Source organism: Pseudoxanthomonas daejeonensis (genome assembly GCF_010093205.1).
Taxonomy (GTDB): domain Bacteria; phylum Pseudomonadota; class Gammaproteobacteria; order Xanthomonadales; family Xanthomonadaceae; genus Pseudoxanthomonas; species Pseudoxanthomonas daejeonensis.
Genome location: NZ_PDWN01000005.1, coordinates 199,479 through 225,660, shown reverse-complemented (window position 1 = coordinate 225,660; position 26,182 = coordinate 199,479). Strand labels below are relative to the sequence as shown.

The following is a 26,182-nucleotide window of genomic DNA, read 5'->3' as shown; positions in this document are numbered from 1 at the left end:
CGAGGCGGTGAAGTGATGAGCGACGTGCTGCAGGCTTCCGACGAACTGAAGGCGATGATCCAGGCCGCGCAGGCGGCCGGTGCCGGGCTGCAGGCGCATTTCGCGCGCCTGTCCGAGCTGGGCGTGCGCGCCAAGAGCGGCCCGGCCGACCTGGTGTCGATCGCCGATGAGGAGGCCGAGCGCACCACGCGCGCGATCCTGGCCCAGGCGCGCCCGGATTACGGCTTTCTTGGCGAGGAAGGCGGCACCTTCGGTGGTGGCGATACACGCCATCTGTGGATCGTCGATCCACTCGACGGCACCACCAACTTCCTGTTCGGCAATCCGCTATGGGGCGTCAACGTCGCGCTGGCCCGCGACGGCCAGGTGATCGCCGGGGTGACCTGGCTGCCGATGATCAATGAGCTGTACGTGGCCGAGCAGGGCAAGGGCTGCTGGCTCAATGGGCAGCGGATCCATGTGTCCGGGCGGGGCACGCTGATCGAGTCGGTGCTCGCCTGCGGCATTCCGTTCGCCGGCAAGCCCGACCATCCGGTGTTCGCGCGCGAGATGGCCCTGCTCAGCGCCAATGTCGCCGGCATCCGCCGCACCGGTGCCTGCGCGGTGGACATGGCCTGGGTCGCGGCCGGGCGCTGGGATGCCTATTGGGAACGGGCGCTCAACGCCTGGGACATGGCACCAGGCGTGATCCTGGTGCAGGAGGCGGGCGGTGTGGCCACCGCGGTGGATGGATCGCCGCTGGACCTGCACGGACAGAACGTGTGCGTTTCAAACGGCGCCGTGCATGGCGTGCTGATCGACGCGCTCAACCAGGCACGGGACGGGCACGCATGAAGGTTTCCCGACGTGGTTTCGCCAAACTCGGTGGCCTGGGTGGCTTGGTTGCGCTGCTGGGCCCATGGGCGCGCGCGCAAGCCGAAGCGATCGGCTATCCGCGCGCGCTGCAGGGGCCGATGATAGGCGCGCCCGGGCCGGATCATTTCAGCGTGTGGGTACGCGCCAGCGGCCTGTTCGACGTGAGCCTGGAGTACTCAACCAATCGCGACTTCGCCACGTTCGTCACCGGCCCGACGGTACGCGCCCGCGCCGACGACGAAGCCTGCGTCGTGCTGCGCGCCACCGGCCTGAAACCCGATACCGCGTACTGGTACCGGCTGCGGTTCGACGGCGAGCTCGATCGCTTCCAGCCGCTGCCGCACCGAACCCGCACTGCGCCGGCCGGTGCGGCCGATTTCAGGATTGCGTTCGGCTCATGCTGCCGGCTGCAATACGACGCCGACCAGCGCATCTGGAACGCGGTGCGCGCGCTGGAGCCGGACATGTTCATCTGGTTGGGCGACAACATCTATGCCGACAGCGACCAGGTTTCGACCCTGGTCGACCTGTACGGCCGTGGCCGCGCGGTGGAGCGGCTGGAGCCGCTGCTGCGCTCCACCCCGCAGCTGGCGACGTGGGACGACCACGACTTCGGCTTCAACGATTCCGACGGACGCAGCCCGTTCAAGGCGCAATCGCTGCGCGTGTTCCGCAACTTCTGGGCCAATCCGTCGTATGGCGAGTCCGACAACCCCGGCGTCTACTTCAAGCAGCACTACGGCGGCGTGGATTTCTTCGTACTGGACGGGCGCTACCACCGCGACCCGACCGACCAGGTCGACGACGCCAACAAGACCATGCTCGGCGCCCGCCAGAAGGCCTGGCTCAAGCGCGAGCTCAAGGCCTCGCGCACGCCGTTCAAGGTGCTGGCCATCGGCGGCGGCTGGTCGTCGGCGGAGAACGAGGATGGCGGCGATTCGTGGGGCGTGTACCTGACCGAGCGCAACGAGATCTTCGACTTCATCCGCGACGAGAATATCGGCGGGGTGGTGTGCATCTCTGGCGACTCGCACATGGGCGAGCTCAACTGCATCCCGCGCTCGGAGCAGGGCGGCTACGACATCTACGATCTGTGTTCCTCGCCACTGGCGCAGATGCCGGCCAACAAGAACATCCGCCAGGTGCCGGAAGTGCGCGTTCGCGACACATGGACACGCTCGGTCAACGTTGGCCTGATGCGCTTCGACATGACCGGCGATACGCCGACTCTGACCTACGCCCTGCACGACGTGATGGGCGAGGCGGTCTGGGATCCGCTGGTGCTGACCCCGGACGACCTGCGCAACGGCGTGCGCACCTGGGACCGCAAGTCCGATCCCAAGGAGCTGGAGCGGCTGCAGCGCTTCCGCCAGGGCAAGGGTTATTACGGCTTCGATCCGCCCGAAGGCTGGCCTAACCGCCCACACTACGGCGGATCGTCAGACTGACCGTTCCCGGCGAGACGCGCTTGCGCAGCTCGGTATCGGCCACCGGCCCGTCGGCGCGGGTGTCGTCCCAGTTCCAGCGCTGCTCGCGGAAGTCGCGGCCGAACAGGTCGGTGACTTCGGCGCGCAGGCGCCAGTGTTCGCCCATGCGGTGTTCGGCGAACAGGGTCCAGCCGGCATCCTCCGATTCGCGGGTGACGCGGTCGTAGCGGTACTTTGTTTCGCGCTCGCCCAGGTGTTCGAGCAGGATGCCCCAGTTGAGCCGCAGCGAGGCCAGCTCCTGGTTGAACTCGATTTCGCCTTCGAACGGTTTCTCCTCGGAGATGCCGCGCGCCTGCCAGGTTACCGGGTCGGTGACCGTGCTGGTGCGCCACAGCGCGGTGGTGCGCAGGCGCGCATTGGGCAGTACGGCGATCGGCACCGACAGGTCCAGCGAGAGGGTGTCGCGACGTCCGTCACCGATGTTGCCGGGCGCATCGAAGATCTCGTCGCCCTGCTGCACCAGCACCCGGTCGACCACATCGCTGATCCGGTCGTGGGTCCAGCCCAGGGTCAGCGCCGCGTCCTCGCTGAAGTGGTGTTCCCAGGAAAACGCGGTGCGCCAGCTGCTGTCCGGCTTGAGTTGCGCATTGCCCGCGCTGACCGTGCCGCCTTCCAGCGAGGCCGACGCGGCGAAGTCGGAGAAGTCCAGCTGGCCCACCTCGCGCGAGACCGACAGGCGCCACTGGTTGGCCTCGTCCGGATTCCAGCGCAGCGCGACGCGCGGCTTGGGATAGGTGAAGCGGCGTTCGAGGTCTTCATCGCCGGTCTGGGCCAGGTCCGATTTTTCCTGGCGCATGCCGGCTTCCAGCGTCCAGTCGTCGGCCGGCTGCCAGGTCAGGCCCACGGCCGCTTCGATGCGGCGCTCGGTCACGCGCACCTGCGATCCGGGCACCTCCACGACCTGGCCGTTCTCCAGCAGGCGGTTTTCGCGTTCCAGGAAATTGTCGGCGCCCTCGATGCTGGCGTTGAACGCGAGCGTGTCGGAGGTCGCGTGGGTCAGGTCCAGGCGGGCGATGGTTTCGCCGCTGCGTCCGTTCTCGTCAAAGCGCTCCTCGTCATCGCCCTCGCGCGACTCCTCCACGTTGTCGATGTCGGCGCGCTGGCGGCTGGCCATCATCTCCAGCGTGCTTCGGCCGCGCATCTGCAGCACGTAGCGCGCTCCCAGCTCGGTCTCGCGGTAGGTCTCGCGCTCGCGGCTGATCTGGTCGTCCTCATTGCCGCCGCTGATCGTGCCGTCGGTGTCGGTGTACTCCGCGCGCGCGGCGCCGACCAGGCTCAGCTGGCCTGTGCCGAGCGGGCGCCGCCAGCTCGCGCTGGCTTCTTCCTTGCGCTTGGTAGTGCGCGTGTCCCAGTCGCTGCGCACGCTGTCGCCGCCGACCTCCTGCTCCACGATGCTGCCCTCGCCGGTGTCGTCGTCCAGTTCCGGTTCCAGCTTCAGGCTCAGGTCCAGCGCCTGCTCGTTCCAGCGCCGGCCGTACTCCAGCTCGCCCTGCGGTGCGGTCCATCCGTTCGGGGACGCGATCATCCCCGCTTCCAGCGCCAGCTCGGTGCTGGCTTCGCTGCGGCGCACGACATTGGCCAGCACCGGATAGCCGCCCATGTCCACGCCCGGGGTGCCGGCCTGGATCAACTCGATGCGCTCCACCGAGCGCGCCGGGATGCGCTTGAGCAATCCGGACAGGCTTTCGCGCTTGCTGGTGGGACGCGTGCCGTCGAACAGCACATTGCCCGATGCGCCGGCATAGCCGCGCACGTCGGCATCGGCTTCGACCAGGGTGAAGCCGGGCAGGCGCAGGACCATGTCGTAGGCGTTGGCGGGCGCCGCATCGGCGAAGTAGGCGGCTTCGTAGACATTGCTGCATTCGTCCGCGGCGGCCGCTGCGGTCTGCGCCTGCGCCGGAAGCGCACAGGTGGCGACCAGACAAAGGCAGGCGTGCAGGTGGAAAGGAAGCGTGTGCTGCCGCATGGCCGGCGAATTCCCTGGAGAATGGCCGGCAGGCTAGACTGGCCCGGCTGACATGCCGTCGACGCCGCATGTCAGGTCGCTGTCAGCAAGCCTTCCCCATGCTCGGCGCCATGAACACGACCTCCCTGATCCGACGCCGCTATCCCCTCCTGCTCGCCGCCGTGCTGCTCGCCCTCGTGCCCGCGCACCACGCGATGGCCGACAAGGACGACCACATCGAAGCGCGCGAACTGCTCCAGCGCGGCGAGATCCTGCCGCTTGCGCGCATCCTCACCGTGGTCCAGCAGCGCGTGCCGGGCGACGTCATCGAAGTCGAGCTGGAACGCGAGGACGGCCGCTGGGAGTACAAGGTCAAGGTGCTCACTCCGACCGGACTGGTGCGCAAGCTCTACCTGGATGCGCGCAACGGCGCGGTGCTGAAGATCAAGGATGATTGATGCGCTGCCTGGTGGTCGAGGACGAACCTGACATCCGTGCCGACCTGGCCCGCGCGCTCGAGTCGGCGGGGTTCTCGGTCGACGCGGTCGGCGACGGCGAATCGGCCTGGTTCCAGGGCGACGTCGAAGACTACGACGCAGTGATCCTCGACCTGGGCCTGCCGCGCCTGGACGGCCTGAGCGTGCTCAGGCGCTGGCGTGGGGCAGGGCGTGCGTTCCCGGTGATCGTGGTGTCCGCGCGCGGCGACTGGACCGAGAAGGTGGAAGGTATCGAGGCCGGCGCCGACGACTACCTGGCCAAGCCTTTCCAGATGGGCGAGCTGGTCGCACGCGTGCGCGGTCTCGTGCGGCGCGGCGCGGGCAAGCTTTCGCACACCGTGGTGGCCGGCCGCCTGCGACTGGATACCGTGCGTATGAGCGCGACCTTCGACGGCGCACCGGTCCGCATTTCACCGCTTGAGTTCAGGCTGCTCGACCACCTGGCGCACCAGTCCGGACGGGCGGTGTCGGCCGGCGAACTGGCCGAACATCTCTATGGCGTGGATGGCAGCGGCGATGCGAACGCCATCGAGGCGATCGTCGCGCGCCTGCGCCGCAAGTTCGGCAACGACCTGATCCGCACGCGCCGCGGCTTCGGCTACCTGCTGGAGGACTCGTGATCGCGCGCTCCCTGCGCTGGCGGCTGTTGCTGGCCGCGGCCGGCGCGATCCTGCTGGCGCTGGCCCTGGCTTGGGTGTTCATGACCCTGCTGTTCGAGCGGCACCTGGAGCGGCGGCTCGAAGCGGAGATGACGCGCGATGCGCTCGGTCTGGTCGCTGGCCTGGCATTCGACGCTTCGGGGACCCTGCTCCTGGATCGCCAACCCGGCGACGCGCGCATGGAGAAACCGGCGGGCGGCTACTACTGGCAGGTGTCGTCGGCCAGTGGCGCATTGCGCTCGCGGTCGCTGTGGGACAGCGCGCTGCCCGTGTCCCCCGATGTTCCCGGCGACGCCTGGCGCCTGCAGCGCCGATCCGGTCCGTTCGACCCGTCGATCATGGTGCTGGAGCGCAAGCTGGTCATCGACTCCGATCGCCCTGCCGTGGTGGTGCAGCTGGCGCAGGACACCGCGCCCCTGTCCACTGCGCGTGGCGAATTCGGTCGTGAGCTGGCGCTGTTCCTGCTAGTGCTGTGGGGGGTGTTGACGCTGGCGGCGTGGCTGCAAGTTAGCGTCGGCCTGCGTCCCCTTCGGCGCATTCCCACCGAACTGGCTGCGCTCGAACGCAGTGCCGGTGCACGCCTCCCGCCGCAGGTCCTGCGCGAGGTACAGCCGCTGGTCGATTCGATCAACGCCTTGGCCGATGCGCGGCAGAAGGATCTGGAGCAGGCGCGCCGCCGCGCCTCGGACCTGGCGCACGGATTGAAGACGCCGCTGGCCGCACTCGCTGCGCAGAGCCGTCGTGCGCGTGAATCGGGCGCACCCGATGCGGCCGACGGCATGGAACAGGCAATTTCGGCGATCAAGCTGGTCGTGGATGGCGAGCTGGCGCGTGCGCGTCTGTCGCGGCTGGGCAGGAGCCGTGGTGCCAGCGCCGATGTCAGCGAAGTGGTGGAGCGCCTGGCCAGCGTGATCGAGCACACGGAGAAGGGCGAAACGCTGGCGCTGGGGATCGATATTCCTGCAGGCTTGCGCCTGCCGTTCGAGCCGGAACAGCTGTCCGAGATCATGGGCGCGCTCATGGAGAACGCGGCCCGCCACGCCGTCCGCCAGATCCGGGTGACGGCCGAAAGGGCCGGGGGCAGCGTGCGGATGACCGTGGAGGACGACGGGCCGGGCTTGCCGCCGGAGCGGCTGCAGGCCCTGCAAGCCGACGCCGGCGAATCGCTGGATCGCAGTGGATATACCGGCGGCGGCCTGGGCCTGCTCATCGCGCGCGACCTGGTCCGTTCGAGCGGGGGGGTCTTGCGCTTCGGTACCTCGTCGATCGGTGGCTTGCAGGTGGCGATCGATTGGGCGGCGACCGCATCGGAACCGCCGCCGGCACGGCGCTAGCAGCCGCGTTGCGGCGAAAGGCGATCCATACAAAAAAACCCCGCGCTGGCGGGGTTTTCGGGTCTCTCCGGAGTGGTGGCTATGGGTGGACTCGAACCACCGACCCCAGCATTATGAGTGCTGTGCTCTAACCGGCTGAGCTACATAGCCACGCGGAGAACCGCGAATTTTTCACCTTCCGGGCCGCGCTGTCAATGCGCCGCTTGTCGGCCCGCCGGGGGCATGGCAGAGTCGGGTCAGTCGAAAATTTCTGGAGTCCGCATCGTGATCGATCCGGACGGATACAGGCCGAACGTCGGGATCGTGCTGATGCGCCCGGATGGCCAGGTGTTCTGGGCGCGCCGTGTGCGCCGGGACGGCTGGCAGTTTCCGCAAGGGGGAATGCGCAGCGACGAGACTCCCGCCGAGGCCATGTACCGTGAGTTGCATGAGGAGACCGGGCTGCTGCCCGAGCATGTGGAGTTGCTCGGAGCGACGCCTGGCTGGCTGCGCTATCGGCTCCCGGGGCGGGCCGTGCGCCGCGGCGACGGGCCGATCTGCATCGGCCAGAAGCAGGTCTGGTTCCTGCTGCGGCTGGTGGGCGATGAATCCCTGGTGCACTTCGATGCCACCGAAACGCCGGAATTCGACCATTGGCGCTGGGTCGACTTCTGGTATCCGGTCGAACATGTGGTGACCTTCAAGCGGGGTGTTTACGCCCGTGCCCTGCGCCACCTGGCCCCTCTTGCCGAGGGGAGCGGCGCAGTAGTGCGTGAGATGCCCACCGCCGCACAGGAGGCCTGGTTGCCGGGCAACACCGCCGGTAACGACCGTCCGCGCAGGCGTCCGAATAACCGGGGCCGCCGTTCATCTGCCTGAACGAAAAGCGGTGCCGTGGGCTGGGATGCGATCACCTCGCAATTGACAGCCATTCTCATTCTTGATGGAATGGCGGCGTTACTCCAGCAGGACCCGCCCGTGTACGTCTGCCTCTGCAACGGTGTCACCGATCGTCAGGTTCGCGAAGCCGTGGACAACGGCTGTGGCAGCGTCGGCGAACTGACCATGCGTACCGGGTGCGGCGCCAATTGCGGTTCGTGCCTGGAGATGGCCGCCTCGATGATCGCCGAGATGCAGGCCGAACTGCCGCTGCCGATCCTCGCCTGCGCGGCCTGACAGGCTGCCGCGCCCGGCGCAGCCGAAATGAACACGATTCGCGTTACTTCGCCTTTGCCCACGGCGCGCTAGAGTGCGCCCGATTCCGGAACATGGAGCGGGCCAATGAAGGGCGACGCCAAGGTCATCGAATTCCTCAACAAGGCTCTGTACAACGAGCTCACAGCGATCAACCAGTACTTCCTGCACGCCAAGATGCTGAAGAACTGGGGCCTGAAGGAATTGGCCGAGCACGAGTACAAGGAATCGATCGACGAGATGCGCCACGCCGACTGGCTTGCCGAGCGCATCCTGTTCCTCGAGGGCCTGCCGAACTTCCAGGCGCTGGGCAAGCTGCGCATCGGCGAGACGCCACGCGAACTGCTCGAATGCGACCTGGCGCTGGAGATGGAGGCATTGCCGCTGCTGCGCGACGCGATCGCCCACGCAGACTCGATAGGCGACTACGTCAGCCGCCAGTTGTTCGTGAAGATCCTCGATTCGGAGGAAGAGCACGTGGACTGGCTGGAAACCCAGCTCGACCTCATCGCCCGCATCGGCGAGCCGAACTACCTGCTGAGCAAGCTCGAGGACTGAGTGGTCGAGGCGGTCGTCGAGAGCCAGCCCTGAAGGGCCACGCGCGCACGCGCGTACTCGGCGATCAGCAGGGCCACCGCCACCGCGGGCCGCTCCAGCGCATGCGCGCGCGCGCCCAGTTCGATGCGCTTGGCCGCGGCCGAAAGCGCCAGTGCGCCGACATTGGCGGCTGACGATTTCAGCGCATGCGCGGCTTCGCGCATCACTTCCAGGTCGGGCATCGCCGACGCCTGTTCCATCAGTCGGACCAGGCGCGGGGCATCCTCGAGGAACAGGTTGACGATCGAGATGGCCTCGTCGCCAGCGATCTCGCGCAGCTCATCCAGCATCTCCGGTTCCAGCACCGGCGGCGGTGGGGCCTGTGCGGAGGGCGCTTCTTCCATGCGCACCTCGGACGTTTCCGGCGGCCTACCCGCGGCGGGGACGAAGATGGGCATGTCCGGTGTCATGGCCACGGCCGGTTTCTCGCGTGTCGCCGCCGGTGGCGGTGTCGGCAAGGTGGCTACGGCCCCCACGACGGGTGTCGCGGGTACTGGCGGGGTGGCCGGTGCGGAGGGTGGCGCGACGGCTTTGGCAGGGGCGGGCGACGGTGACGGGACTGGCGCGGATGGTGTCTCCACGACCGGCTCGGCTGCCGAGGGGGCGCCAGTCACCGCCGTGGATGCGCGCGTTGCGCTGCGCGCCGGTGCCATGCGCAACCAGCGGCGCAGGCAGGTGTCGAGCTGGTCGCGTGCCACCGGCTTGGAAAGGTAGTCGTCCATGCCCGCGTCCAGGCAACGCTGGCGGTCGCCGGCCATCGCGTTGGCGGTCATCGCCACGATCGGCAGGCGCTTGCCTGGTGCCTGACCGGCTTCGTGTTCGCGCCAGCGGCGGGTGGCCGAATAGCCGTCGAGCACCGGCATCTGGCAATCCATCAGGACCAGGTCGTAGCTGCCACTGGCCATGTGCGATAGCGCCACTTCGCCATTGGGCGCCGTGTCGCATTCGTAGCCAAGCACCGAGAGCAGCTTCTGCGCCACGAGCAGGTTGACCGGATTGTCTTCCACCAGGAGCAGGCGCGCTGGCGGAGCCGGATGGCTCGGCTCCAGGGCAGCCGGATCCGGTGCCGCGGGTGTCGGCGCGCCGAAGAGTTCCTTCGGGCTCTCCGCGACGGGCTGCGGCTCGAGCAGGGCGCCGCGCAGGTCCGCGTCCGGCGCCAGCCGCGGCAGCAGGCCGGTACCCTCGCGCAACTCTTCCGGAATCTCTTCTTCGCCGTACAGCCAGAGCAGCTTGACGTCGGCGTAGGCAGGGGTGCGCAGCAGCGCCCGATGGAGGGCGCGTGCGCTGTGGCGCAACCCGTCGTAGTCGGCGATGACGGCCACGAAATTGGCGGACTGCCCGGGCGCGGTCTGTTGCCGCAAGCGCTCCAGCGCTTCCTGTGTGGTCTCCACGATGCTGACGGTCATGCCCCAGTTGGGCAGCAGCAGGGCAATGCGCTGGCGCAGGCGCAGGTTCGGGGTAATGGCCAGCACGCGCCGGGCGTCATGCGCGGTCTGCCGGATCTGTACGTCGCCGATGACCTTCAGCAGCGGAGCCTCGAACCAGAAGGTCGAACCCTGGCCAGGTTCGGACTGCACGCCGATGCGTCCACCCATCAGGTCGACGATGCGCTTGCAGATCGCCAGGCCCAGGCCGGTGCCGCCATACAGCCGCGTGGTCGAAGCATCGGCCTGGGTGAACGCGCTGAACAGGCGCGCCTGCTGCGCGTGGCCGATGCCGATACCGGTGTCGCGCACTTCGAAGCGCAGCATGTGCTGGGCCGCGGTTTCGCCCAGGCGGCGCACGGTGAGCTGGATGCCGCCGCGCTCGGTGAACTTGACCGCGTTGCCGATCAGGTTGGTCAGTACCTGGCGCATGCGGACCGGATCACCGCGCACCGGCAGTCGCACGTTGGGGTCGATCTGCAGTTCCAGGCGCAGGCCCTTGCTCTCGGCCGGGCGCTGCATCAGCTGCAGTACCGCCTCGAGCAGTTCGCGCAGGTTGAAACTGGTGATCTCCAGCTCCAGCCGGTTGGCCTCTAGCTTGGAGTAGTCGAGGATGTCGTCGACGATGCGCAGCAGCTGCAGCGAGGATTCGTGCGCGGTGCGCAGCATCTCGCGCTGGTCCGGGGCCAGGTTGCCGCGCGCCACCAGGTCGAGCATCGGGATGATGCCGTTCAGGGGCGTGCGGATCTCGTGGCTCATCGTGGCCAGGAATTCACCCTTGGCCAGCGCCGCCGACTCGGCCGCGCGCTTGGCCTGCAACAGCTGCTGCTCGAGCTGGTCGTGGCGGTTGACGTCGCGCTGCAACAGCGTGCATTCGTCCTCGGCAGCCGCAGCGCGTGCATGCGCTTCGTTGAGGTCGCGTGCCTGCGCGCCGCTCGAGAACAGCGAGCCCAGCGCGAACGCGACGGTCAGCAGCGCCAGCCCGGCCGCCACCGTCCACCACGACGGCGTGGCGTTGCCGCTCAGCACCAGTCCGACGGCCAGCAATGTGCACGCGCCGGCCATCGCGGTGAGCACGGGCCACACGCGGCGCTGCGCCGGGGCTGCCATCAAAGCACCGCGTTCTGGAAGTCGAAGTCCAGGTCGGTGCCGACCGAATGCACCAGGTTGCCCTGGATGTAGTCGATGCCGCCCATCCACATCGCCGCGGCGGCCTGCGGGTCTTCGATCTGCTGGCCGATCACCTGCAGGCCGAGGCGATGGGCCTGGTCGATCACGCCGCGCAGCTGGTCGCGCAACTGCGCGTCCGCATGCGCACCGGCGAAGCGCGCCGCCATGCGCACGTACCCGAGCGGCAACTGGTTGAGCAGCGCATCGGCCTCCGGGCCCGGCTCGAATTGGCTCAGGCAGAATTGCACGCCTGCGCCCATCAGGCGGCGACAGAACTCGGCCAGGGTGACGCTGTGGATCAGTGCATCGCCCAGGCGGAGGTCGATGACCACCGAAGTGCCGTCGATGCTGCGCGCAGCGATGGTCTGCAGCAGCCATTCGGCGAAGACTTCGCGCGCCAGCGTGCGCGGCGACTGCGAGACGAACAGGCGCAGCGGGGTGCCACTGGCGTTGCGCTGGGCGATCATGTCCAGCGCATGCTCCATCACCTGCTGGTCCAGGTCGGCGATGCGGCCGCTCGCCTCGGCGGCGGGCACCACCTGGCCGGCGGACAGCAGCGTGCCATCGGGCTGGCGCAGACGCAGAAGCACCTGGTACTGGGCCTGTTCATTGCCGGCGACCGCCACGATCGGCTGGTAGGCCAGCTCGAGCTGGCCTTCTAGCAGCGCCATGCGTTCCTGCGCCTCGGTATCGCTGGGCGGCACGTAGGCGGCGACGCCCTCGCTGTGCAGGCGCGCCTGCAGCGCGCTGCGTTCGGTCGCCTCCAGCGCCGGACCAGCGCCTTCGAAACCGATCGACAGCGCGGTGTAACCGACCGCGCTGCGCAGTTGCACCTGTTCCTCGTCGCGCACGGTGAAGGCCTGCTCGGCGAGGCCGGCGCGCAACCGCTGCGCGTGCTGATCGAGCCCGGACTCGTCGAGGTCGCGCATCAGGGTCAGGAAGCTGTTGTCGTTCAGGCGGGCCACCGGTGCCGGTGCGCCGATCCGCGCCAGGCAGCTGCCGGCCTGGGACATGAGGCGCTCGAACGCTGCGTAGCCGTAGCGCTCGCGCAGGCCGAGGGCGCTGGCGATCTCGACGAAGAACAGTCCACCGACGGTGCTCTCCTGCAACGCCTGGTCGACCTGCTGCAGCAGCCAGCCGCGGGTGGCCAGGCCGGTTTCCGGGTGGCTGCGCAGCATCGCGTTGGCTTGCGGCGCGGGCTGGCGCAGCTGCGCACGGGTGCGCTGGATCCGGTTGGAGACCGCTGCGATCAGGTGTCGCGGGCGGATGGGTTTGGTCAGGAAGTCGTCGGCGCCGCTCTCCAGCACCTCGAACTGGCGCTCCGGGTCCGGATCGCCGGTCAGGAACACGATCGGCAGCAGCTGGAACTGCGGCTGCTGCCGGATCAGCGAAGTCAGGCGCATGCCATCGAGGCCCGGCATGTGCAGGTCCATGAGGATCAGGTCCGGGTCGAAGCGCTGGATCGCGTCGATCACGCCTTCCGGTTGCATCTGCACTTCGGCCTTCATGCCGGCGCCATGCAGCACGCTCTGCGCGAACAGCGCCTGGGTGCGGTCGTCCTCGACGATCAGGATGCGATAGGGCGATTCGGCGGCATCTTCGGGCGGGCCCCCTTTCGCCGTGGTGGCCGTGGCCTTGGCCTTGGCGGGCAGGTCGCTTCCGGCCGGCGGCTTGCCGCTTGCCATGGTGGTGGCTTCGTCCTTCGCATCCTGCGTCCAGCGACGCCAGTAATGCGGTGGTGGCGTTTCGACGCGCGGACGCTGGCGCGCAGCCGGATCCTCCGGCAACGAAGCGGGTTCTCTTGCGGCCATCAGTATTCCCCCTGCTGGGACCGCATTATGTGGCCAAGTACGCTCACGAGGACAAGCCTGTACGACATCGCCGGTCAGGCCGGTGGTGTTGCGAACAGGCGGCGCACCCCGCGGCTGAGCGTGCGCCAGATCCACCACACCAGCAGGGCGCCGAGCAGGCTCGAGCCGACCACCAGCAGCAGCGCGACCCACGGATGCGCCATGGCCAGTGCCAGGCCACCGATGACCACGGTGTCCTCGGCGGTCGATGCGACCCAGTTGCTGGCAGGCTCGGGAGACGTGTTGAGCAATGCGCGCGAGCCGGCCTTGAGGCCGTGGCTGGCCAGGGCCACGCCGGCCCCGGCGACCAGCGCCCCGGTACCGAGCTGGCCATCGGGCGACAGCGTGGCCGCGGCCAGGAAGGCGCCGGCAGGCACCCGGGCCAGGGTCTGCACCAGGTCCCACACCGAGTCTACGCCCGGGATCTTGTCTGCGAAGAACTCGGCCAGGGCCAGTGCGCCCGACGTTCCCAGCACCCACCACGACTGGGTGGCCTGCAGCGCCGGCGGCAGGTCGACCCAGCCCAGCAGGCCGGCCAGTCCCACGCCGAACACGGTCAGGTAGGCGCGGATCCCCGCCATCCAGGCGAGCAGGATTCCGATCACGTAGATGTGGGCCTCGGTCATGAGGCGATCCTCCCTCGGCCGCGATAGCGCGGGTGATGTGGCCCCGCATCGGGCGGACGCTACACTAGCGGACCCGTCCGAACCGCAGTATAGGCAGAATCGGTCCGATGCCGGCCCGTGCCATCCCGCCATGACAGAACCCTTGTCCCGCTTCCGTGTGGTGCCGCGCCAGCCCGGTTTTTCGGGCCGCGGCTGGTTGATCGCCATCGTTGTCGCCTGGCTGTTCTCGCTGGTGGCGGTATGGGCACTGGCGACCTGGCGCGCCGCGCCGGGCCTGGGCGATACCCGCGGGCAGCTGCGCACCGCCGAACGCACGGCCGCGCTGCAGAAGCGCCAGCTCGACGAGGTGAGCCAGCGCCTGGTCACGCTGTCGCGCTCGGACCAGATCAGCCGCGCCGCGAACAGCGAACTGCAGTCCTCGCTGGCCGAGCGCGACGAGGAGATCGCCGCGCTGCGCGCCGACGTGGCCTTCTATGAACGACTGGTCGGCGCAACGGCCCAGCGCAAGGGCCTGAACGTCCATTCGATCGAGTTCGCACCGACCGAGGCGGGCACCTGGAACTACCGCGTGATCCTGACCCAGAACCTGAATCGCGGCGCGATCAGCCAGGGGCAGCTGCGCTTCTCGGTCGAGGGCGTCCGCGCCGGCAAGCTGGCCACGGTCAGCTGGGACGACCTGCACCAGAAGCCATCCAGCCCGGGCCAGGAGTATTCGTTCCGGTATTTCCAGGAACTGGGTGGCAACGTGATGCTGCCCAAGGATTTCACCCCGCAACGTGTGCGAGTCTCCCTGCGAGGCGGCGCGGGGGGCACCGACCAGACTTTCGACTGGAAACTCGCGGGTAGCGGGGGAGGTAGATGAACGTGTTCAAGAACAAATCGACCCAACGTGACGGCTTCGCCATCGATACCCTGATCGGCCCGGACGTGGTCATCCGCGGCGACCTGGAATTCAGTGGCGGCCTTTACGTGGAGGGCCGCATCGTCGGCAAGATCACCGCGGCCGAGGGCCGGCCGGCCAGCCTGGTGCTCGCCGAGCAGGGTTCGGTCGAGGGCGAGATCCATGCCCCGGTGGTGATCATCAACGGCACGCTGGCCGGCGACGTGCATGCCAGCGAGCGGATCGAACTGGCGCAGAAGGCGCGCGTCGAAGGCAACGTCCACTACACCGTGGTCGAAATGAGCGCCGGTGCCCAGCTCACCGGGCGGCTGGTCCACGTCCAGGCGCAGGCGCGCGTGCTGACGGTGCCGGAAGGGGCCACGCCGATCACCGCCGCCAAGGCCGCCAAGGCTTGATCGAAGGGCTCCCCGGCCCCATCTTGGCTCCATGGATATCCTGCCCAGCTACCAGCAACTCGAGCAGCCGTTGCGCTTCAGCACGGCCGCGGCCTCCAAGGTGCGTGAACTGATCGCCGAGGAAGGCAATGCGGAGCTGAAGCTGCGCGTCTACATCCAGGGCGGCGGGTGTTCCGGCTTCCAGTACGGTTTCGAGTTCGACGAGAACCGGGCCGAGGACGACATGGCGGTCAACACCGACGGGGTGACCCTGCTGGTCGATCCGCTGAGCCTGCAGTACCTGATGGGTGCGGAAGTCGACTACAGCGAAGGCCTGAGCGGCGCGCAGTTCGTGATCCGCAATCCCAACGCGCGTACTACCTGCGGCTGCGGCAGCAGTTTCAGCGTCTGATACCGCCGGGCCGGCGCCATGCCTTACCCGGCCACCCTCGAGGGTTTCGCGTTCCAGTCCATGGGGCTGGATCGCGCCGACGCGTTGCGCGGCGATGCCGGCGCCTTGCGTGACCAGTGGCCCGATGCGTGGCTGATCGTGCTCGATGGCGAAGGCCGCGCGGCGGCTGGTGCCGACGGCATGCCGCTTCCGTTGCGGGGTGCGGCCTTCGGCGGTGGACCCGGTACCGCCATCTTCCTCGGCCGGACCGACACCCAGGCGTGGTTCGCCCTCGAGGCCTCCGCACTTCCGGCGCTGGACGTCGCGCAATGGGTCGACCTGCGCCGGGCGGCGGCGGACTGGCCCGCCGACCTGGCCAGTACCTTCGCCTACGCCCGCGGCATGCTGTACTGGCATGCCCGCAACCGCTTCTGTGGGGTTTGCGGAGGCGGAGTCACGTTCGACCGCGGCGGCTTTGCAGGCCACTGCGCGCAATGCGGCAACGACCACTATCCACGGGTCGATCCGGCCGTGATCGTGGCGGTCAGCGATGGCGAGCGGTTGCTACTCGGTCGCCAGCCCGGTTGGGCGGCGCGGCGGTGGTCGGTGCTCGCCGGCTTCGTCGAACCCGGCGAGACGCTCGAACAGACCGTGGTGCGCGAGGTGCATGAAGAGGCGGGCGTGCGCGTGCTCGGGTGCCGCTATCTCGCCTCGCAACCCTGGCCGTTCCCCGGGGCGCTGATGCTGGGATTCGAAGCGCTGGCGGCAGGCGACGAGCCACGCGTGGATGGCGAACTGGAGGCGGCGCGCTGGTTTACCCGGGAAGAGATCGGCCGGGCCCTGCGCGAGGATGGCCCCGGGACGGACGGCATCGTGCTGTCGCCAGGAATCTCGATCGCGCGCGCGCTGATCGTGCACTGGTACGGCCAGGGGACCACGCTCACGCGCACTTAGCGCCCGCCGCGGCGGCGTCCAGCTAGAATCGCCGCAGGGAGGGTCCACTCGATGTTCACTACGCTGGTCGCGGTCATCGTTGCACTGGTGCTGGGCCATGTCGCCCCGGCGCTGGGTGCCTCATTGCGCCAGTTCCACTGGTACAGCCACTGGCTGGAGTGGCTGGGATCGCATGTGGCCGAGGGCGGCTTCTGGCGTGGACGGCACGGCATCTGGCTGGCGCTGCTGCCCCCGGTACTCTTGGTGGCCTTGCTGCAGTTCACCCTTTCCGGGCGACTGATGGGGCTGGTCAGCCTGCTGTTCGGCGTGGTCGTGCTGGTCTGCACCTGGGGTCCGCGGGACCTGGACATCGACGTGGAAGCCACGCTCGATGCGAGCGATCCGGAAAGCCGGCGCGCGCGCCTGGCGCAACTGGCGCCGGAGCCGGGCATGGTGGTCGCCGAAGGTCCGGCGCTGCCCGGGCGGGTGATGCGCAGCGCGCTGCGGCGCTGGTTCGCGCCACTCATGTGGTTCTTCCTGCTGGGGCCGGCCGGCGCGCTGCTGTATCGACTGGTCGAACGCGCCGCGGTGGCGGATGCGGCGCTGTTGCCGGCCGAGAACGCCGCCGGCACGCGCGTCGTGCTGGGCTGGCTGGAATGGCCGGTGGCGCAGTTGATGGTACTGGCCCTGGCTCTGGCCGGAAATTTCGACCTGGTATTCCGCGCATGGCGGGCGGGCGGCGGCGATCGCTGGCAGGCTGCCAGCGGCTTCCTGGAGGCCTGCGGCCGCGCGGCCGTGCGCGGCGAGCTGGCCGAAGAAGCTGCGGATTACCTGAGCGAAGGCCAGTTGCCGGTCGCCGGCGAGTTGCTCGAACTGCGTGACGCGATGAGCCTGGTCTGGCGCATGCTGCTGCTGTGGCTGGCGTTGCTCGCGCTGCTGGTGATCGCCGGCTGGGTGAGCTGAGTCCGGCAGGGCGATTCGCGACCTCGCAATTGCGCGCTCGGAACCATTAGGCATCGCCTGCATCGACGCCTTCGGCGTCGCGGTCATGCCCGCTCCTGCGACAGCGGGGCCAGCGACCTGGAAGGAGTGCGGGGCTGCGAGTGATCCGCGCCCGCGCGCGCCGTGCGCCATGGCGCTGCCGTTGAAGCCTTTCAGCCCGGCGCGAGCAGCGTGAACGGAAACCAGGGCAGGTTGCGGGCGATCCAGTACCCCGGCAGCAGCCACAGCCACAGCTTCGGTTCCATCACCACGTCCATCAGCGGCCGCAGCCAGCGCGGCTGCCAGCCTTGCGACCAGGCGACCATCAGCCCCACCAGTGGCAACACCAGGACGCCCAGCGGATTCATCGACAGCGCGCCGGGCAGGTCGCCATGGACCAGCGCGTGCAGCGCGCGGGTCAGGCCGCAGCCGATGCAGTACAGGCCGGTGAAGGCGTGGAACATGCAGGGCGGGAAAGGATTTCCCGCCACGTTCGGGTCATAGGTGCGCAGCAGCCATACGCCGGCGCCGGCCGCGATCGCGGCCGACGCCATGCCTGCGATGTGCAGGGGGCGCAGGACAGCCATCTCCGTTTACTGCGCGGCCTGGATCTGCTCCAGCATCTGCTGGTACTCGGCCATGCCACCGGTAGAGACGAAGTAGATGTTCATCAGCAGCCCGATGATCGCCAGCGCGGTGGCAACCCAGCACCAGGTCTTGGCGTTGGCCGAGGCGCGGCGGGCGCCTTCGATGTCGCCTGCGCGCAACAGGCCGTTGACCTTGGCCGAGAACACGATGGCGACGATGCCGAGCAGGCCCAGCGGGCAACACAGGCAGGTCGCCAGCACGGTCGCGATGATTGCCCAGGCCAGGTGGTTGGGCACCGGCTCGTGGACCTGTGCGGCGTTGGGGGTGGGCGGCGGGACGTAGCTCATGACAGTGCCTCCTGGCGGTTTCGGGCGAACGGTTTTAGGGAGAAGATCGTGCGTTACAAAGATGAGGCTTCGCCGGTCGCATGGCACGACAGGCGCGAAATCCAACGCGCCGGCCATCCAGGGCTCGGCGTCGCGCCCCCCCGGCGCGTTGCAGCAAGCCTAACCGACCCATTGCCGCGGGCAAAGACGCGTGCGGTCATGCGGCGTCGCCACGCAACGCCCGCACCCGGGCTTCAACGTCCTCGGCCGACGGTTGTCCCTGCACCGGTGCGGCGGCGGCCACCTCCACCAGCGCCCGGAAACGCCGCGGCACGCGCATCCGGCCCAGGCGGCTGTCGCGCCGGCTCCACATGCTGGCCCACATGCCGCGCAACGCCATCGGCACCACCGGCACCGGCCGGCCCGCGGCGGCGGCGCGCTCCAGGATCTTCCCCACGCCGGACTTGAACGGTGCGATCCCGCCATCCCGGGTCAGCGCGCCCTCGGGGAAGATGCAGACCAGCTCGCCCTCGGCCAGGGTCGCGTCGATCTCGTCGAACGCGCGCTGCATCAGCGCCGGGTCCTCGCGCGCGCCGGCGATCGGGATCGCCCTGGCGGTGCGGAAGATCCAGCGCATCACCGGGATGTTGAAGATCCGGTAGTACATGACGAAGCGCACCGGGCGGGGAATGCTGGCGGCCAGGATCAGCGCGTCCATGTAGCTGACGTGGTTGCAGACGATCAACGCGGCGCCCTCGTCGGGCACGTGCTCCTCGATGCCGTGCAGGCGCAGGCGGTAAAGCGCGCGCACCATCAGCCAGCTGAGGAAACGCATCAGGAATTCGGGAACGATCGTGAAGATCCACACCGCCACCAGCACGTTGGCGATGGACAGGCCCAGCAGTACCTGCGGGGTGGTCCAGTGCAGGACCTCCTGCAGTGCGATGCCGACCAGCGCGGCCGAAACGATGAACAGCGAGTTCTGGATGTTTACCGCGGCGAACACGCGCGACATCTGCGAGGCCGGGGTCCGGCTCTGGATCAGCGCGAACAGCGGCACCACGAAGAAGCCGGTGAACATGCCGATGCCGAGCAGGTCGATCACCAGGCGCACGCTGCCCGGCTGGGCGAGGAAGCCGGCCACGTCCAGTCCGGAAACCGGCGCGGCCCCCGAGCGGGCGAAGTACAGGTCCAGCAGGAACGCGCTCATGCCGAACGCGCCGAGCGGCACCAGGCCGATCTCGACCGTGCGCGCGGAGAGCCGCTCGCACAGGAGCGAACCGGTGCCCGTGCCGATCGAAAACAGCGCCAGCGCGAAGATGTACAGCGAAGCCGAGCTGGCGACGCCACCGAGGTTGACCTCGGCGTAGGCGGGCAACTGCGAGGTCAGCAGGGTGCCGAAGAACCAGAACCACGACACGCCGAGGATCGCGTTGCGCACCGCCGGCTGGCGCCGGGCCATGCGCAGCACGGCCAGCGATTCGGGCAACGGATTCCAGTGCACTTTCAGGTCGGGCGCCCCGGCATCGACCCGCGGGATGCGTCGCGCGACCAGATTGCCGGTCACCGCCAGCAGGATGATCGCGGTCGCCGCGACCGCCGGTCCCTGCGCGCCGGCAAGCTGGAAGATCAGGCCGCCGAAGATCATCCCGCACAGGATCGAGATCGAGGTGCCCATCTCGACCAGGCCGTTGCCGCCGGTCAGTTCCTCGGGCTTGAGGATGGCCGGCAGCACCGAGTATTTCACCGGGCCGAACAGGGTCGACTGCACGCCCGTGCAGAACAGCGCCACCAGCAGCACCGGCATGTTCTGCAGCAGGAAGCCGAGCGCGGCCAGCGACATGATCACGATTTCCATCGCCGTGGTGATCACGATCAGCCGCTGCTTCTCCAGCTTCTCGGCGACCTGCCCGGCGATGGCCGAGAACAGGAAGTACGGCAGGATGAAGATCGCCGGCGCCAGCATCGCGTACAGCGAGCGCTCCTCGGTGGTCACCCCGAGGAAGAACAGCAGGCCGATGATCGCCTGGCGGTAGACGTTGTCGTTGAAGGCGCCCAGCGCCTGCACGATGAAGTAGGGCAGGAAGCGGCGCTGGGTCAGCAGCGCGAACTGGCTGTGGCCGGACATGCAGGTCTCCGCGGGACTGCGCGGAGACTAGCAGAGCGCGTTGGCGGCCGGTTGACGGCCATCGGCCCGTACGGAAGGCGACGGTGCGTTGCAGGCATGGGCACGCCGGCCATGGCCCCTGTTGCTAGAGTGGCGCAGTCGTCGCTACCGGAGGCCCGGAATGACCGCCCATCCGATGCCCGCCGCGTTCCTCGGCCATGGCAGTCCGATGAATGCACTGGAAAGCAACCGCTTCACCGAGGCCTGGCGCAGCTTCGGTGCCTCGGTGCCGAAGCCCCGCGCGATCCTGGCCGTGTCGGCGCACTGGTACGTCAATGCCACCGCGGTCACCGCGATGGCGCAACCACGCACGATCCACGACTTCTACGGATTCCCCCAGGCGCTGTTCGACGTGCAGTACCCGGCGCCCGGCCTGCCCGAGCTGGTCGAGGAGGTCTCCGAGGCGGTCAAGCCCGACCATGTCGGCGCGGACATCGACGGCTGGGGAATCGACCACGGCACCTGGTCGGTGCTGGTGCATGCCTTCCCCGACGCAGACATCCCCGTGGTGCAGCTGTCGATCGACGCGCGCAGGCCGCCGGAGTGGCACCTGGCGCTGGGCGCGAAGCTGGCCGCGCTGCGTGAGCAGGGTGTCCTGGTCGTGGGCAGCGGGAACGTGGTCCATAACCTGCGCGCGATCGACTGGCAGCAGCCCGATGGCGCGTTCGACTGGGCGCGCCGGTTCGACGAGCATGCGCGCGAGCTGATGATCGAACGCCCGCACGACATCCCTTCGCTGGTGTCGCATCCGGATTTCCGCCTGGCGGTGCCCTCGCCCGACCATTTCCTGCCGCTGCTCTACATCGCGGGCCTGACCGCCGCATCCGGGCGCGAGGCCGAGGTGCTGGTGGACGGCTATGCCTACGGTTCGCTGTCGATGACTGCCTACACCCTGGATGCGCGATGCCCGCGGCCGGTCGCGGGTGACCTTGATGGCGCGGCGTCGCTGCAGACGCGGATGCCACCGGAAGACGCGAACATCTGATCCGGCGGGGACATGCTACGGCGCACGACCGCGGGTGGCGGCCTGCGGAACGGCTCAGTACGTGGTGAACGCGGTCGTGACGGCGGCGGCGACGGTCATCAGCACCAGCCCGAAGCCGACCCGCCATCCGTAGCCGGCACCGCCGCTGGTGAACGCCAGCAGGGTCTTGGCCAGCGTCGTGGAGGCGAGCAGCGCGACCAGGGCCCAACGCGCCTCCACCGGGGAAATTTCGCCGAGGCTTGCCAGCCGGGCGATGGTGGCGCCGGCGGCGTGCAGTTCGGCCAGCGCCGCGATCGCCGCGCCGAGCATCGCTCCCGCTTCGCCGAACAGCCGCAACAGCACTTCGGAAAGCAGCATCACCAGCGCGATCAGCAGGGCGATCAGCATCGCGTGGGTCAGGTGGAAGGCGCGCGCACTGGAATCCCCCTGCGGGTCGCCGGTTTCCGTGCTGCGCAACAGGCCGGTGGCGGCCACGAGCAGCAGGCCGGCGGCGGCGGCGGCCATCGGCCAGGCTGCTGCCAGCGCCAGCGCAGGGGATACCGTGCCGACCACCGCCACGAGCAGCAGCAGCGAGGCCAGGTTGGCCAGCAGCGCGGCCGCCGCCGCGGGGCGCTGCATCGCCGGATGCTTGCGCCCCCGTTGGCCGAAGCTGACCACCGCCGCGGTCGAAGAGGCGAAACCGGAGAAGAAGCCCGCCACCGGCAGGCCGCGTCGCGTGCCGACCGCGCGGCCGGCGACGTGGCCAAGCATGCCCACCGCCATGATCAACACCACGATCCGCCACAACATCGACAACTGCAGGACACCCCACGGATCCACCGGCTCGTCCGGCAGCAGCGGCAGCACGACCAGCGCGGCCGCGGCCAGCACCAGCCCATCCTGCATCTCCGTTTCACTGATCAGGTCGCGGCTGAGCCGGCGCAGCGGCGCCTTGGCCCAGAGCAGGATCGCCACCACCACGCCCAGCGCAGCGGCCAGCGCGTGTGCCTGCTGCGCCAGCGCGCCGAGCAGCACGGTGACCAGCATTGCGACCTCGCCGGTCAGGCCGGGATCACGCTCGCGGCTGATCCGGTAGCTGGCAAGGCCCAGCAGCGCGACCGCCAACAGCGTCACCAGTAGTGTCGCGGTTCCGAAGCCGGCCGCCAGCGCGCCGGCCAGGGCCAGCAGCGTGTGCGTGCGCACGCCGGCCATGCCGATGCGCTCGGCATGTTGCCGCTCGCGCACCGCGCCGATCAGCAGGCCGATGCCCAGGGCCGTGGCCAGGCCGGTGGGGGCTGCGTTCCAGTCCATCGCCATTGCCGGCCTCAGCCGCGTTCGCGCTCGATCGCGCGCCAGCCGATGTCGTTGCGGTGGAACTCGTTGGCCCAGTGGATCGCGTCGACGCCGGCATATGCACGTTCCTGCGCATCGGACACCGAGTCGCCCAGCGCGGCCACGCACAGCACGCGGCCACCGGCGCTGACCACGTTCCCGGCCGCATCCAGCGCGGTGCCGGCGTGGAACACTTTCGCCCCGACCGGGACGGCATTCAGGCCGCCGATCACGTCGCCGGTCACCGGGCTTTCCGGATAGGGGCGCGCGGCCATCACCACGCCCAGCGAAGGACGCCGATCCCATTGCGCCTGCGTCTCGTGCAGGCGGCCGTCGATCGCCGCCTCGACCAGTTCGACCAGGTCCGACTGCAGGCGCAGCATCACCGGCTGGGTCTCCGGATCGCCGAAGCGCACGTTGAACTCGATCACCTTCGGCGCGCCGGAGGCGTCGATCATCAGGCCCGCGTAGAGGAAGCCGGTGAAGGGCACGCCATCCTCGATCATGCCCTGCACGGTCGGTTCCACGACCTCGCGCATCACCCGCGCATGCACGTCGGCGGTAACCACCGGCGCGGGCGAGTAGGCGCCCATGCCGCCGGTATTGGGACCGGTGTCGCCGTCGCCAACGCGCTTGTGGTCCTGGCTGGTCGCCATCGGCAGCGCGGTGCGACCGTCGACCATCGAGATGAAGCTGGCCTCCTCGCCTTCGAGGAATTCCTCGATCACCACGCGCGCGCCGGCTTCGCCGAATGCATTGCCCGAGAGCATGTCGCGTACCGCGGCCTCGGCCTCGTCCAGGGTCATGGCCACGATCACGCCCTTGCCAGCGGCCAGGCCGTCGGCCTTGACCACGATCGGCGCACCCTTCTCGCGGAGGTAGGCGAGCGCGGCATCGATGTCGGTATGCACCGCATAGAACGCGGTCGGGATGCCATGGCGGGCGAGGAAGTCCTTGGCGAACGCCTTGCTGCCTTCCAGCTGCGCGGCGGCGGCAGTGGGGCCGAAGATGCGCAGGCCCGCCGCGCGGAAGCGGTCCACCACTCCGGCCACCAGCGGTATCTCCGGGCCGACCACGGTCAGCGCCACGCCTTCGTCCTGCGCGAGCTTCAGCAATCCGTCGATGTCGGTGACCTTGACCGGTACGTTGCGGCACGCCGCCTCGGTGGCGGTACCGGCGTTGCCCGGTGCGACGATCACCTCCGACACGCGCGGCGACTGCGCCAGCTTCCACGCCAGCGCGTGCTCGCGGCCACCGGATCCGATCACGAGGACTTTCGACATGCGGGCTGACTCGGCACCAGGGGGAGCGCGATTCTAGCGCGGTGGACGCGTCTCCCGGCCGGCGCGGCACGGGTTCGAAACTGTTTCAGTCGTACTCGTGGTGGCCGAACGCCGCGTGCAGCACGACTTCCCCGGCCGAACCGGCATCGGTGAAGCGCAACGCCTGGAACGCGCCCTCCGGGCTGGCGGGCAGGGTCAGCAGCGGGTCGGGCCGGAAGCCGAAGCGCCCGTAGTACTCCGCATCGCCCAGCACGACGCAGCCGTTGGCTTCGCGTTCCTCGAGCATGCGCAGGCCGGCCCGGACCAGCGCGCCACCGATGCCGTGGCCCTGGTCGGCTGGATCCACCGCCAACGGGCCGAGCACGTACCAGCGGTCGCCATCGCGCGACGGGCGCGCCGGCGAGAATGCGATGTGGCCGGCGACGCGACCATCGATGTCGGCCACCAGCGATACGACCAGCGCATGGTCGGCGCGCAGGGTGTCGACCGTGCGGCTTTCCAGCTTGCCCTCGCCCGGACTGCCGGCGAAGGCCTTGCGGACCAGGTCATGGATCGCATCGATGTCGTCCGGGCTTTCCTCGCGGATCCACATGGCGACCGCCTCCACAGGATGGATGCGGCAAGCCTAGCCGGTCACGCGCCCCGGCGCGTTACGCCGGCGGTACGACGCGGGCGTGGCGCCGGCGCCAGGAGCGCGGCGCAGGCCCAAGGCGGCCAACCTCAGTGCCGGAAATGCCGCACGCCGGTGAACACCATGGCGATGCCATGCTCGTCGGCCGCGGCGATGACCTCGGCATCGCGCATCGAGCCGCCGGGCTGGATCACCGCCTTGATCCCGGCCGCGGCGGCGGCGTCGATGCCGTCGCGGAACGGGAAGAACGCATCGGAGGCCATCACCGAGCCTTCGACCACCAGGTCGGCGTCGGCAGCCTTGATCCCGGCGATGCGCGCCGAATACACCCGGCTCATCTGCCCGGCGCCCACGCCAATGGTGCGCAGGTCCCTGGCGTAGACGATCGCGTTGGACTTGACGAACTTGGCCACCCGCCAGGCGAACAGCAGGTCGCCCAGTTGCGCCTCGGTCGGGGCGATCTTCGTGACCACCTTCAGCTCGCCCGCGCTCATGCCGCGGTTGTCGGAGGACTGCAGGAGCAGGCCCGATCCCACGCGCTTGGAGTCGTAGTTGTTCAGGCCGGCGCCGTGCGGAATGCGCAGCACGCGCACGTTGGCCTTCTTCTTCGCGTAATCCAGCGCGCCGTCCTCGTAGTCCGGCGCGATCAGCACCTCGACGAACTGGCGGTCCAGGATCGCCTTGGCGGTGGCCGCATCGAGGCGGCGGTTGAAGGCGAGGATGCCGCCGAACGCAGAGGTCGGATCGGTGGCGTACGCCAGTTCGTAGGCCTGGCCGACATCGGCCGCCACGGCCACGCCGCATGGATTGGCATGCTTGACGATCACGCAGGCCGGCACGTCGAACTGGCGCACGCATTCCCAGGCCGCGTCGCTGTCGGCCAGGTTGTTGTAGCTCAGCTCCTTGCCCTGCAGCTGGGTGAAGGTGGCCAGCGTGCCCGGCACCGGATGCAGGTCGCGGTAGAACGCGCCGGACTGGTGCGGGTTCTCGCCATAGCGCAGGTCCATGACCTTCACGAAGGTCGAGTTCATCTGCGCCGGGTATTCGCTTCGCACCGGCACCTGGGCCGCGGCGTCGGCGACGGCCGACAGGTAGTTGCTGATCGCAGCGTCGTACTGGGCGACGCGGTTGAAGGCGGCCACCGACAGGGCGAAGCGGGTCGCCGACGACAGTGCGCCGCCGTTGGCCTGCAGTTCGGCCACTACGGCTGCGTACTGGTCGGGCGTGGTGGCCACCGCCACGCGGGCGAAATTCTTGGCCGCCGAGCGCAGCATCGCCGGGCCGCCGATGTCGATGTTCTCCACCGCGTCGGCCAAGGTGCAATCGGCCTTCGCGGTGACCGATTCGAACGGATACAGGTTGAGCACCAGCAGGTCGATCGCGCCGATGCCGTGCTGGGCCATGACCGCGTCGTCGATGCCGGCGCGGCCGAGCAGGCCGCCGTGGACCAGCGGATGCAGGGTCTTGACCCGTCCGTCCATCATTTCCGGGAAGCCGGTGACCTCGGCCACGTCCTTCACCGCCAGTCCGGCTTCGCGGATCGCCTTGGCCGTGCCGCCGGTGGAGAGCAGTTCGACGCCCTGGGCAGCGAGCGCGTGGGCCAGCTCGAGCAGGCCGGTCTTGTCGGAAACGGACAGCAGTGCCCGGCGCACGGGCAGGAATTCGGCAGTCATCGGAAAGAGGCGGTGCGGGGG

At 69.0% G+C, this 26,182-nt stretch carries 25 protein-coding genes and 1 tRNA gene; 14 read left to right on the top strand and 12 right to left on the bottom strand.

Features of this window, described 5'->3' with window-relative positions; translation table 11 throughout:
- The first annotated feature begins 15 nt into the window (after positions 1–15).
- Together CSC65_RS07130 and CSC65_RS07125 are read left to right on the top strand one after the other, a co-directional pair.
- Positions 16–834, top strand: a complete 819-nt coding sequence (locus CSC65_RS07130) for an inositol monophosphatase family protein (protein WP_202922841.1) — start codon at positions 16–18, stop codon at positions 832–834.
- Positions 831–2,303 (top strand): alkaline phosphatase D family protein, encoded by a 1,473-nt coding sequence (locus tag CSC65_RS07125; protein WP_162409858.1) that lies wholly within the window; start codon positions 831–833, stop codon positions 2,301–2,303. The genes CSC65_RS07130 and CSC65_RS07125 overlap by 4 nt, the downstream gene beginning before the upstream one ends.
- Here the strand turns inward: CSC65_RS07125 and CSC65_RS07120 are convergent.
- Positions 2,269–4,308: a TonB-dependent receptor plug domain-containing protein gene (locus tag CSC65_RS07120; RefSeq protein ID WP_162409857.1), complete on the bottom strand. Its 2,040-nt coding sequence runs from the start codon at positions 4,306–4,308 to the stop codon at positions 2,269–2,271. The genes CSC65_RS07125 and CSC65_RS07120 overlap by 35 nt on opposite strands.
- A gap of 110 nt (positions 4,309–4,418) precedes the next feature.
- Between CSC65_RS07120 and CSC65_RS07115 the strand changes: the two genes are divergently transcribed.
- From CSC65_RS07115 to CSC65_RS07105, 3 genes are read left to right on the top strand one after another with little or no spacing between them, the layout of a single operon-like run.
- Positions 4,419–4,745 carry a PepSY domain-containing protein gene (locus CSC65_RS07115; protein ID WP_162409856.1) on the top strand — a complete coding sequence of 109 codons (327 nt, stop codon included), beginning with the start codon at positions 4,419–4,421 and terminating at the stop codon, positions 4,743–4,745.
- Positions 4,745–5,404, top strand: a complete 660-nt coding sequence (locus CSC65_RS07110) for a response regulator transcription factor (protein WP_162409855.1) — start codon at positions 4,745–4,747, stop codon at positions 5,402–5,404. Before CSC65_RS07115 ends, CSC65_RS07110 begins: the two co-directional genes overlap by 1 nt.
- The gene (locus CSC65_RS07105) at positions 5,401–6,777 is read left to right on the top strand and encodes an ATP-binding protein (RefSeq protein ID WP_202922840.1); all 1,377 of its coding nucleotides are present in this window, start codon (positions 5,401–5,403) and stop codon (positions 6,775–6,777) included. Before CSC65_RS07110 ends, CSC65_RS07105 begins: the two co-directional genes overlap by 4 nt.
- Before the next feature lie 73 nt (positions 6,778–6,850).
- Here CSC65_RS07105 and CSC65_RS07100 read toward each other — a convergent pair.
- Positions 6,851–6,927 (bottom strand) — tRNA-Met (locus tag CSC65_RS07100).
- Between the two features lie 114 nt (positions 6,928–7,041).
- On the opposite strand from CSC65_RS07100, the gene CSC65_RS07095 reads away from it, so the two are divergent.
- The 3 genes from CSC65_RS07095 (at position 7,042) to bfr (ending at position 8,508) form a co-directional block, all read left to right on the top strand.
- Positions 7,042–7,635 carry an RNA pyrophosphohydrolase gene (locus CSC65_RS07095; protein ID WP_162409854.1) on the top strand — a complete coding sequence of 198 codons (594 nt, stop codon included), beginning with the start codon at positions 7,042–7,044 and terminating at the stop codon, positions 7,633–7,635.
- A 99-nt stretch (positions 7,636–7,734) separates the two neighbouring features.
- Complete coding sequence (locus CSC65_RS07090) at positions 7,735–7,932, top strand: (2Fe-2S)-binding protein (protein WP_162409880.1); 198 nt, start codon at positions 7,735–7,737, stop codon at positions 7,930–7,932.
- Between the two features lie 105 nt (positions 7,933–8,037).
- Positions 8,038–8,508 (top strand): bacterioferritin, encoded by a 471-nt coding sequence (gene bfr, locus CSC65_RS07085; RefSeq protein WP_162409853.1) that lies wholly within the window; start codon positions 8,038–8,040, stop codon positions 8,506–8,508.
- Here bfr and CSC65_RS07080 read toward each other — a convergent pair.
- The 3 genes from CSC65_RS07080 to CSC65_RS07070 form a co-directional block, all read right to left on the bottom strand.
- Positions 8,481–11,081 (bottom strand): hybrid sensor histidine kinase/response regulator, encoded by a 2,601-nt coding sequence (locus tag CSC65_RS07080; RefSeq protein WP_238390307.1) that lies wholly within the window; start codon positions 11,079–11,081, stop codon positions 8,481–8,483. The two genes, bfr and CSC65_RS07080, sit on opposite strands and share 28 nt — an antisense overlap.
- Positions 11,081–12,952 (bottom strand): EAL domain-containing protein, encoded by a 1,872-nt coding sequence (locus CSC65_RS07075; protein ID WP_162409852.1) that lies wholly within the window; start codon positions 12,950–12,952, stop codon positions 11,081–11,083. Before CSC65_RS07075 ends, CSC65_RS07080 begins: the two co-directional genes overlap by 1 nt.
- A 74-nt stretch (positions 12,953–13,026) precedes the next feature.
- The gene (locus CSC65_RS07070; RefSeq protein WP_162409851.1) at positions 13,027–13,617 is read right to left on the bottom strand and encodes a DUF4126 domain-containing protein; all 591 of its coding nucleotides are present in this window, start codon (positions 13,615–13,617) and stop codon (positions 13,027–13,029) included.
- Positions 13,618–13,747: 130 nt separating this feature from the next.
- Between CSC65_RS07070 and CSC65_RS07065 the strand changes: the two genes are divergently transcribed.
- From CSC65_RS07065 to CSC65_RS07045, 5 genes are read left to right on the top strand one after another with little or no spacing between them, the layout of a single operon-like run.
- Positions 13,748–14,479, top strand: a complete 732-nt coding sequence (locus CSC65_RS07065) for a DUF6776 family protein (RefSeq protein ID WP_162409850.1) — start codon at positions 13,748–13,750, stop codon at positions 14,477–14,479.
- A gap of 2 nt (positions 14,480–14,481) precedes the next feature.
- Entirely contained in the window at positions 14,482–14,913 is a 432-nt protein-coding gene (locus CSC65_RS07060; RefSeq protein WP_425501319.1) for a bactofilin family protein, read from the top strand.
- A 31-nt stretch (positions 14,914–14,944) separates the two neighbouring features.
- Positions 14,945–15,304, top strand: a complete 360-nt coding sequence (gene erpA, locus CSC65_RS07055) for an iron-sulfur cluster insertion protein ErpA (protein ID WP_162409846.1) — start codon at positions 14,945–14,947, stop codon at positions 15,302–15,304.
- Between the two features lie 18 nt (positions 15,305–15,322).
- Positions 15,323–16,237, top strand: coding sequence for an NAD(+) diphosphatase (gene nudC / locus CSC65_RS07050; RefSeq protein ID WP_162409844.1), 915 nt, complete (start codon positions 15,323–15,325; stop codon positions 16,235–16,237).
- A gap of 51 nt (positions 16,238–16,288) precedes the next feature.
- Positions 16,289–17,179 carry a hypothetical protein gene (locus CSC65_RS07045; RefSeq protein WP_162409842.1) on the top strand — a complete coding sequence of 297 codons (891 nt, stop codon included), beginning with the start codon at positions 16,289–16,291 and terminating at the stop codon, positions 17,177–17,179.
- A gap of 191 nt (positions 17,180–17,370) precedes the next feature.
- On the opposite strand, the gene CSC65_RS07040 is transcribed toward CSC65_RS07045, so the two are convergent.
- The 3 genes from CSC65_RS07040 to CSC65_RS07030 all read right to left on the bottom strand — a co-directional run bounded on the left by CSC65_RS07040 (position 17,371) and on the right by CSC65_RS07030 (position 20,239).
- Positions 17,371–17,784, bottom strand: coding sequence for a DUF2752 domain-containing protein (locus CSC65_RS07040; protein ID WP_162409840.1), 414 nt, complete (start codon positions 17,782–17,784; stop codon positions 17,371–17,373).
- Positions 17,785–17,790: 6 nt separating this feature from the next.
- Complete coding sequence (locus CSC65_RS07035) at positions 17,791–18,132, bottom strand: CD225/dispanin family protein (RefSeq protein ID WP_162409838.1); 342 nt, start codon at positions 18,130–18,132, stop codon at positions 17,791–17,793.
- Between the two features lie 196 nt (positions 18,133–18,328).
- A complete protein-coding gene (locus CSC65_RS07030) occupies positions 18,329–20,239 on the bottom strand; it encodes an MFS transporter (RefSeq protein ID WP_162409836.1) in 1,911 nt (636 codons plus the stop codon).
- Positions 20,240–20,399: 160 nt separating this feature from the next.
- Here CSC65_RS07030 and ygiD point away from each other — a divergent pair, with 160 nt between their 5' ends.
- The gene (gene ygiD, locus CSC65_RS07025; protein WP_162409834.1) at positions 20,400–21,263 is read left to right on the top strand and encodes a 4,5-DOPA-extradiol-dioxygenase; all 864 of its coding nucleotides are present in this window, start codon (positions 20,400–20,402) and stop codon (positions 21,261–21,263) included.
- Between the two features lie 54 nt (positions 21,264–21,317).
- On the opposite strand, the gene CSC65_RS07020 is transcribed toward ygiD, so the two are convergent.
- The 4 genes from CSC65_RS07020 to purH form a co-directional block, all read right to left on the bottom strand.
- Positions 21,318–22,553, bottom strand: coding sequence for an MgtC/SapB family protein (locus tag CSC65_RS07020; RefSeq protein WP_162409832.1), 1,236 nt, complete (start codon positions 22,551–22,553; stop codon positions 21,318–21,320).
- Positions 22,554–22,567: 14 nt separating this feature from the next.
- Entirely contained in the window at positions 22,568–23,857 is a 1,290-nt protein-coding gene (purD, locus tag CSC65_RS07015; protein WP_162409830.1) for a phosphoribosylamine--glycine ligase, read from the bottom strand.
- A gap of 85 nt (positions 23,858–23,942) precedes the next feature.
- A complete protein-coding gene (locus CSC65_RS07010; RefSeq protein ID WP_162409828.1) occupies positions 23,943–24,449 on the bottom strand; it encodes a GNAT family N-acetyltransferase in 507 nt (168 codons plus the stop codon).
- A 128-nt stretch (positions 24,450–24,577) separates the two neighbouring features.
- Positions 24,578–26,161 (bottom strand): bifunctional phosphoribosylaminoimidazolecarboxamide formyltransferase/IMP cyclohydrolase, encoded by a 1,584-nt coding sequence (purH, locus tag CSC65_RS07005; protein ID WP_162409826.1) that lies wholly within the window; start codon positions 26,159–26,161, stop codon positions 24,578–24,580.
- Between the last annotated feature and the right edge of the window lie 21 nt (positions 26,162–26,182).

What these genes read in the sequence shown, in the direction of transcription:
- CSC65_RS07130 (WP_202922841.1), top strand. Translation starts at nt 16, where the DNA reads ATGAGCGACGTGCTGCAGGCTTCCGACGAACTGAAGGCGATGATCCAG.
- CSC65_RS07125 (WP_162409858.1), top strand. Translation starts at nt 831, where the DNA reads ATGAAGGTTTCCCGACGTGGTTTCGCCAAACTCGGTGGCCTGGGTGGC.
- CSC65_RS07120 (WP_162409857.1), bottom strand. Translation starts at nt 4,308, where the DNA reads ATGCGGCAGCACACGCTTCCTTTCCACCTGCACGCCTGCCTTTGTCTG.
- CSC65_RS07115 (WP_162409856.1), top strand. Translation starts at nt 4,419, where the DNA reads ATGAACACGACCTCCCTGATCCGACGCCGCTATCCCCTCCTGCTCGCC.
- CSC65_RS07110 (WP_162409855.1), top strand. Translation starts at nt 4,745, where the DNA reads ATGCGCTGCCTGGTGGTCGAGGACGAACCTGACATCCGTGCCGACCTG.
- bfr (WP_162409853.1), top strand. Translation starts at nt 8,038, where the DNA reads ATGAAGGGCGACGCCAAGGTCATCGAATTCCTCAACAAGGCTCTGTAC.
- CSC65_RS07080 (WP_238390307.1), bottom strand. Translation starts at nt 11,081, where the DNA reads ATGGCAGCCCCGGCGCAGCGCCGCGTGTGGCCCGTGCTCACCGCGATG.
- CSC65_RS07075 (WP_162409852.1), bottom strand. Translation starts at nt 12,952, where the DNA reads ATGGCCGCAAGAGAACCCGCTTCGTTGCCGGAGGATCCGGCTGCGCGC.
- CSC65_RS07070 (WP_162409851.1), bottom strand. Translation starts at nt 13,617, where the DNA reads ATGACCGAGGCCCACATCTACGTGATCGGAATCCTGCTCGCCTGGATG.
- CSC65_RS07065 (WP_162409850.1), top strand. Translation starts at nt 13,748, where the DNA reads ATGACAGAACCCTTGTCCCGCTTCCGTGTGGTGCCGCGCCAGCCCGGT.
- erpA (WP_162409846.1), top strand. Translation starts at nt 14,945, where the DNA reads ATGGATATCCTGCCCAGCTACCAGCAACTCGAGCAGCCGTTGCGCTTC.
- nudC (WP_162409844.1), top strand. Translation starts at nt 15,323, where the DNA reads ATGCCTTACCCGGCCACCCTCGAGGGTTTCGCGTTCCAGTCCATGGGG.
- CSC65_RS07045 (WP_162409842.1), top strand. Translation starts at nt 16,289, where the DNA reads ATGTTCACTACGCTGGTCGCGGTCATCGTTGCACTGGTGCTGGGCCAT.
- CSC65_RS07040 (WP_162409840.1), bottom strand. Translation starts at nt 17,784, where the DNA reads ATGGCTGTCCTGCGCCCCCTGCACATCGCAGGCATGGCGTCGGCCGCG.
- CSC65_RS07035 (WP_162409838.1), bottom strand. Translation starts at nt 18,132, where the DNA reads ATGAGCTACGTCCCGCCGCCCACCCCCAACGCCGCACAGGTCCACGAG.
- CSC65_RS07030 (WP_162409836.1), bottom strand. Translation starts at nt 20,239, where the DNA reads ATGTCCGGCCACAGCCAGTTCGCGCTGCTGACCCAGCGCCGCTTCCTG.
- ygiD (WP_162409834.1), top strand. Translation starts at nt 20,400, where the DNA reads ATGACCGCCCATCCGATGCCCGCCGCGTTCCTCGGCCATGGCAGTCCG.
- CSC65_RS07020 (WP_162409832.1), bottom strand. Translation starts at nt 22,553, where the DNA reads ATGGACTGGAACGCAGCCCCCACCGGCCTGGCCACGGCCCTGGGCATC.
- purD (WP_162409830.1), bottom strand. Translation starts at nt 23,857, where the DNA reads ATGTCGAAAGTCCTCGTGATCGGATCCGGTGGCCGCGAGCACGCGCTG.
- CSC65_RS07010 (WP_162409828.1), bottom strand. Translation starts at nt 24,449, where the DNA reads ATGTGGATCCGCGAGGAAAGCCCGGACGACATCGATGCGATCCATGAC.
- purH (WP_162409826.1), bottom strand. Translation starts at nt 26,161, where the DNA reads ATGACTGCCGAATTCCTGCCCGTGCGCCGGGCACTGCTGTCCGTTTCC.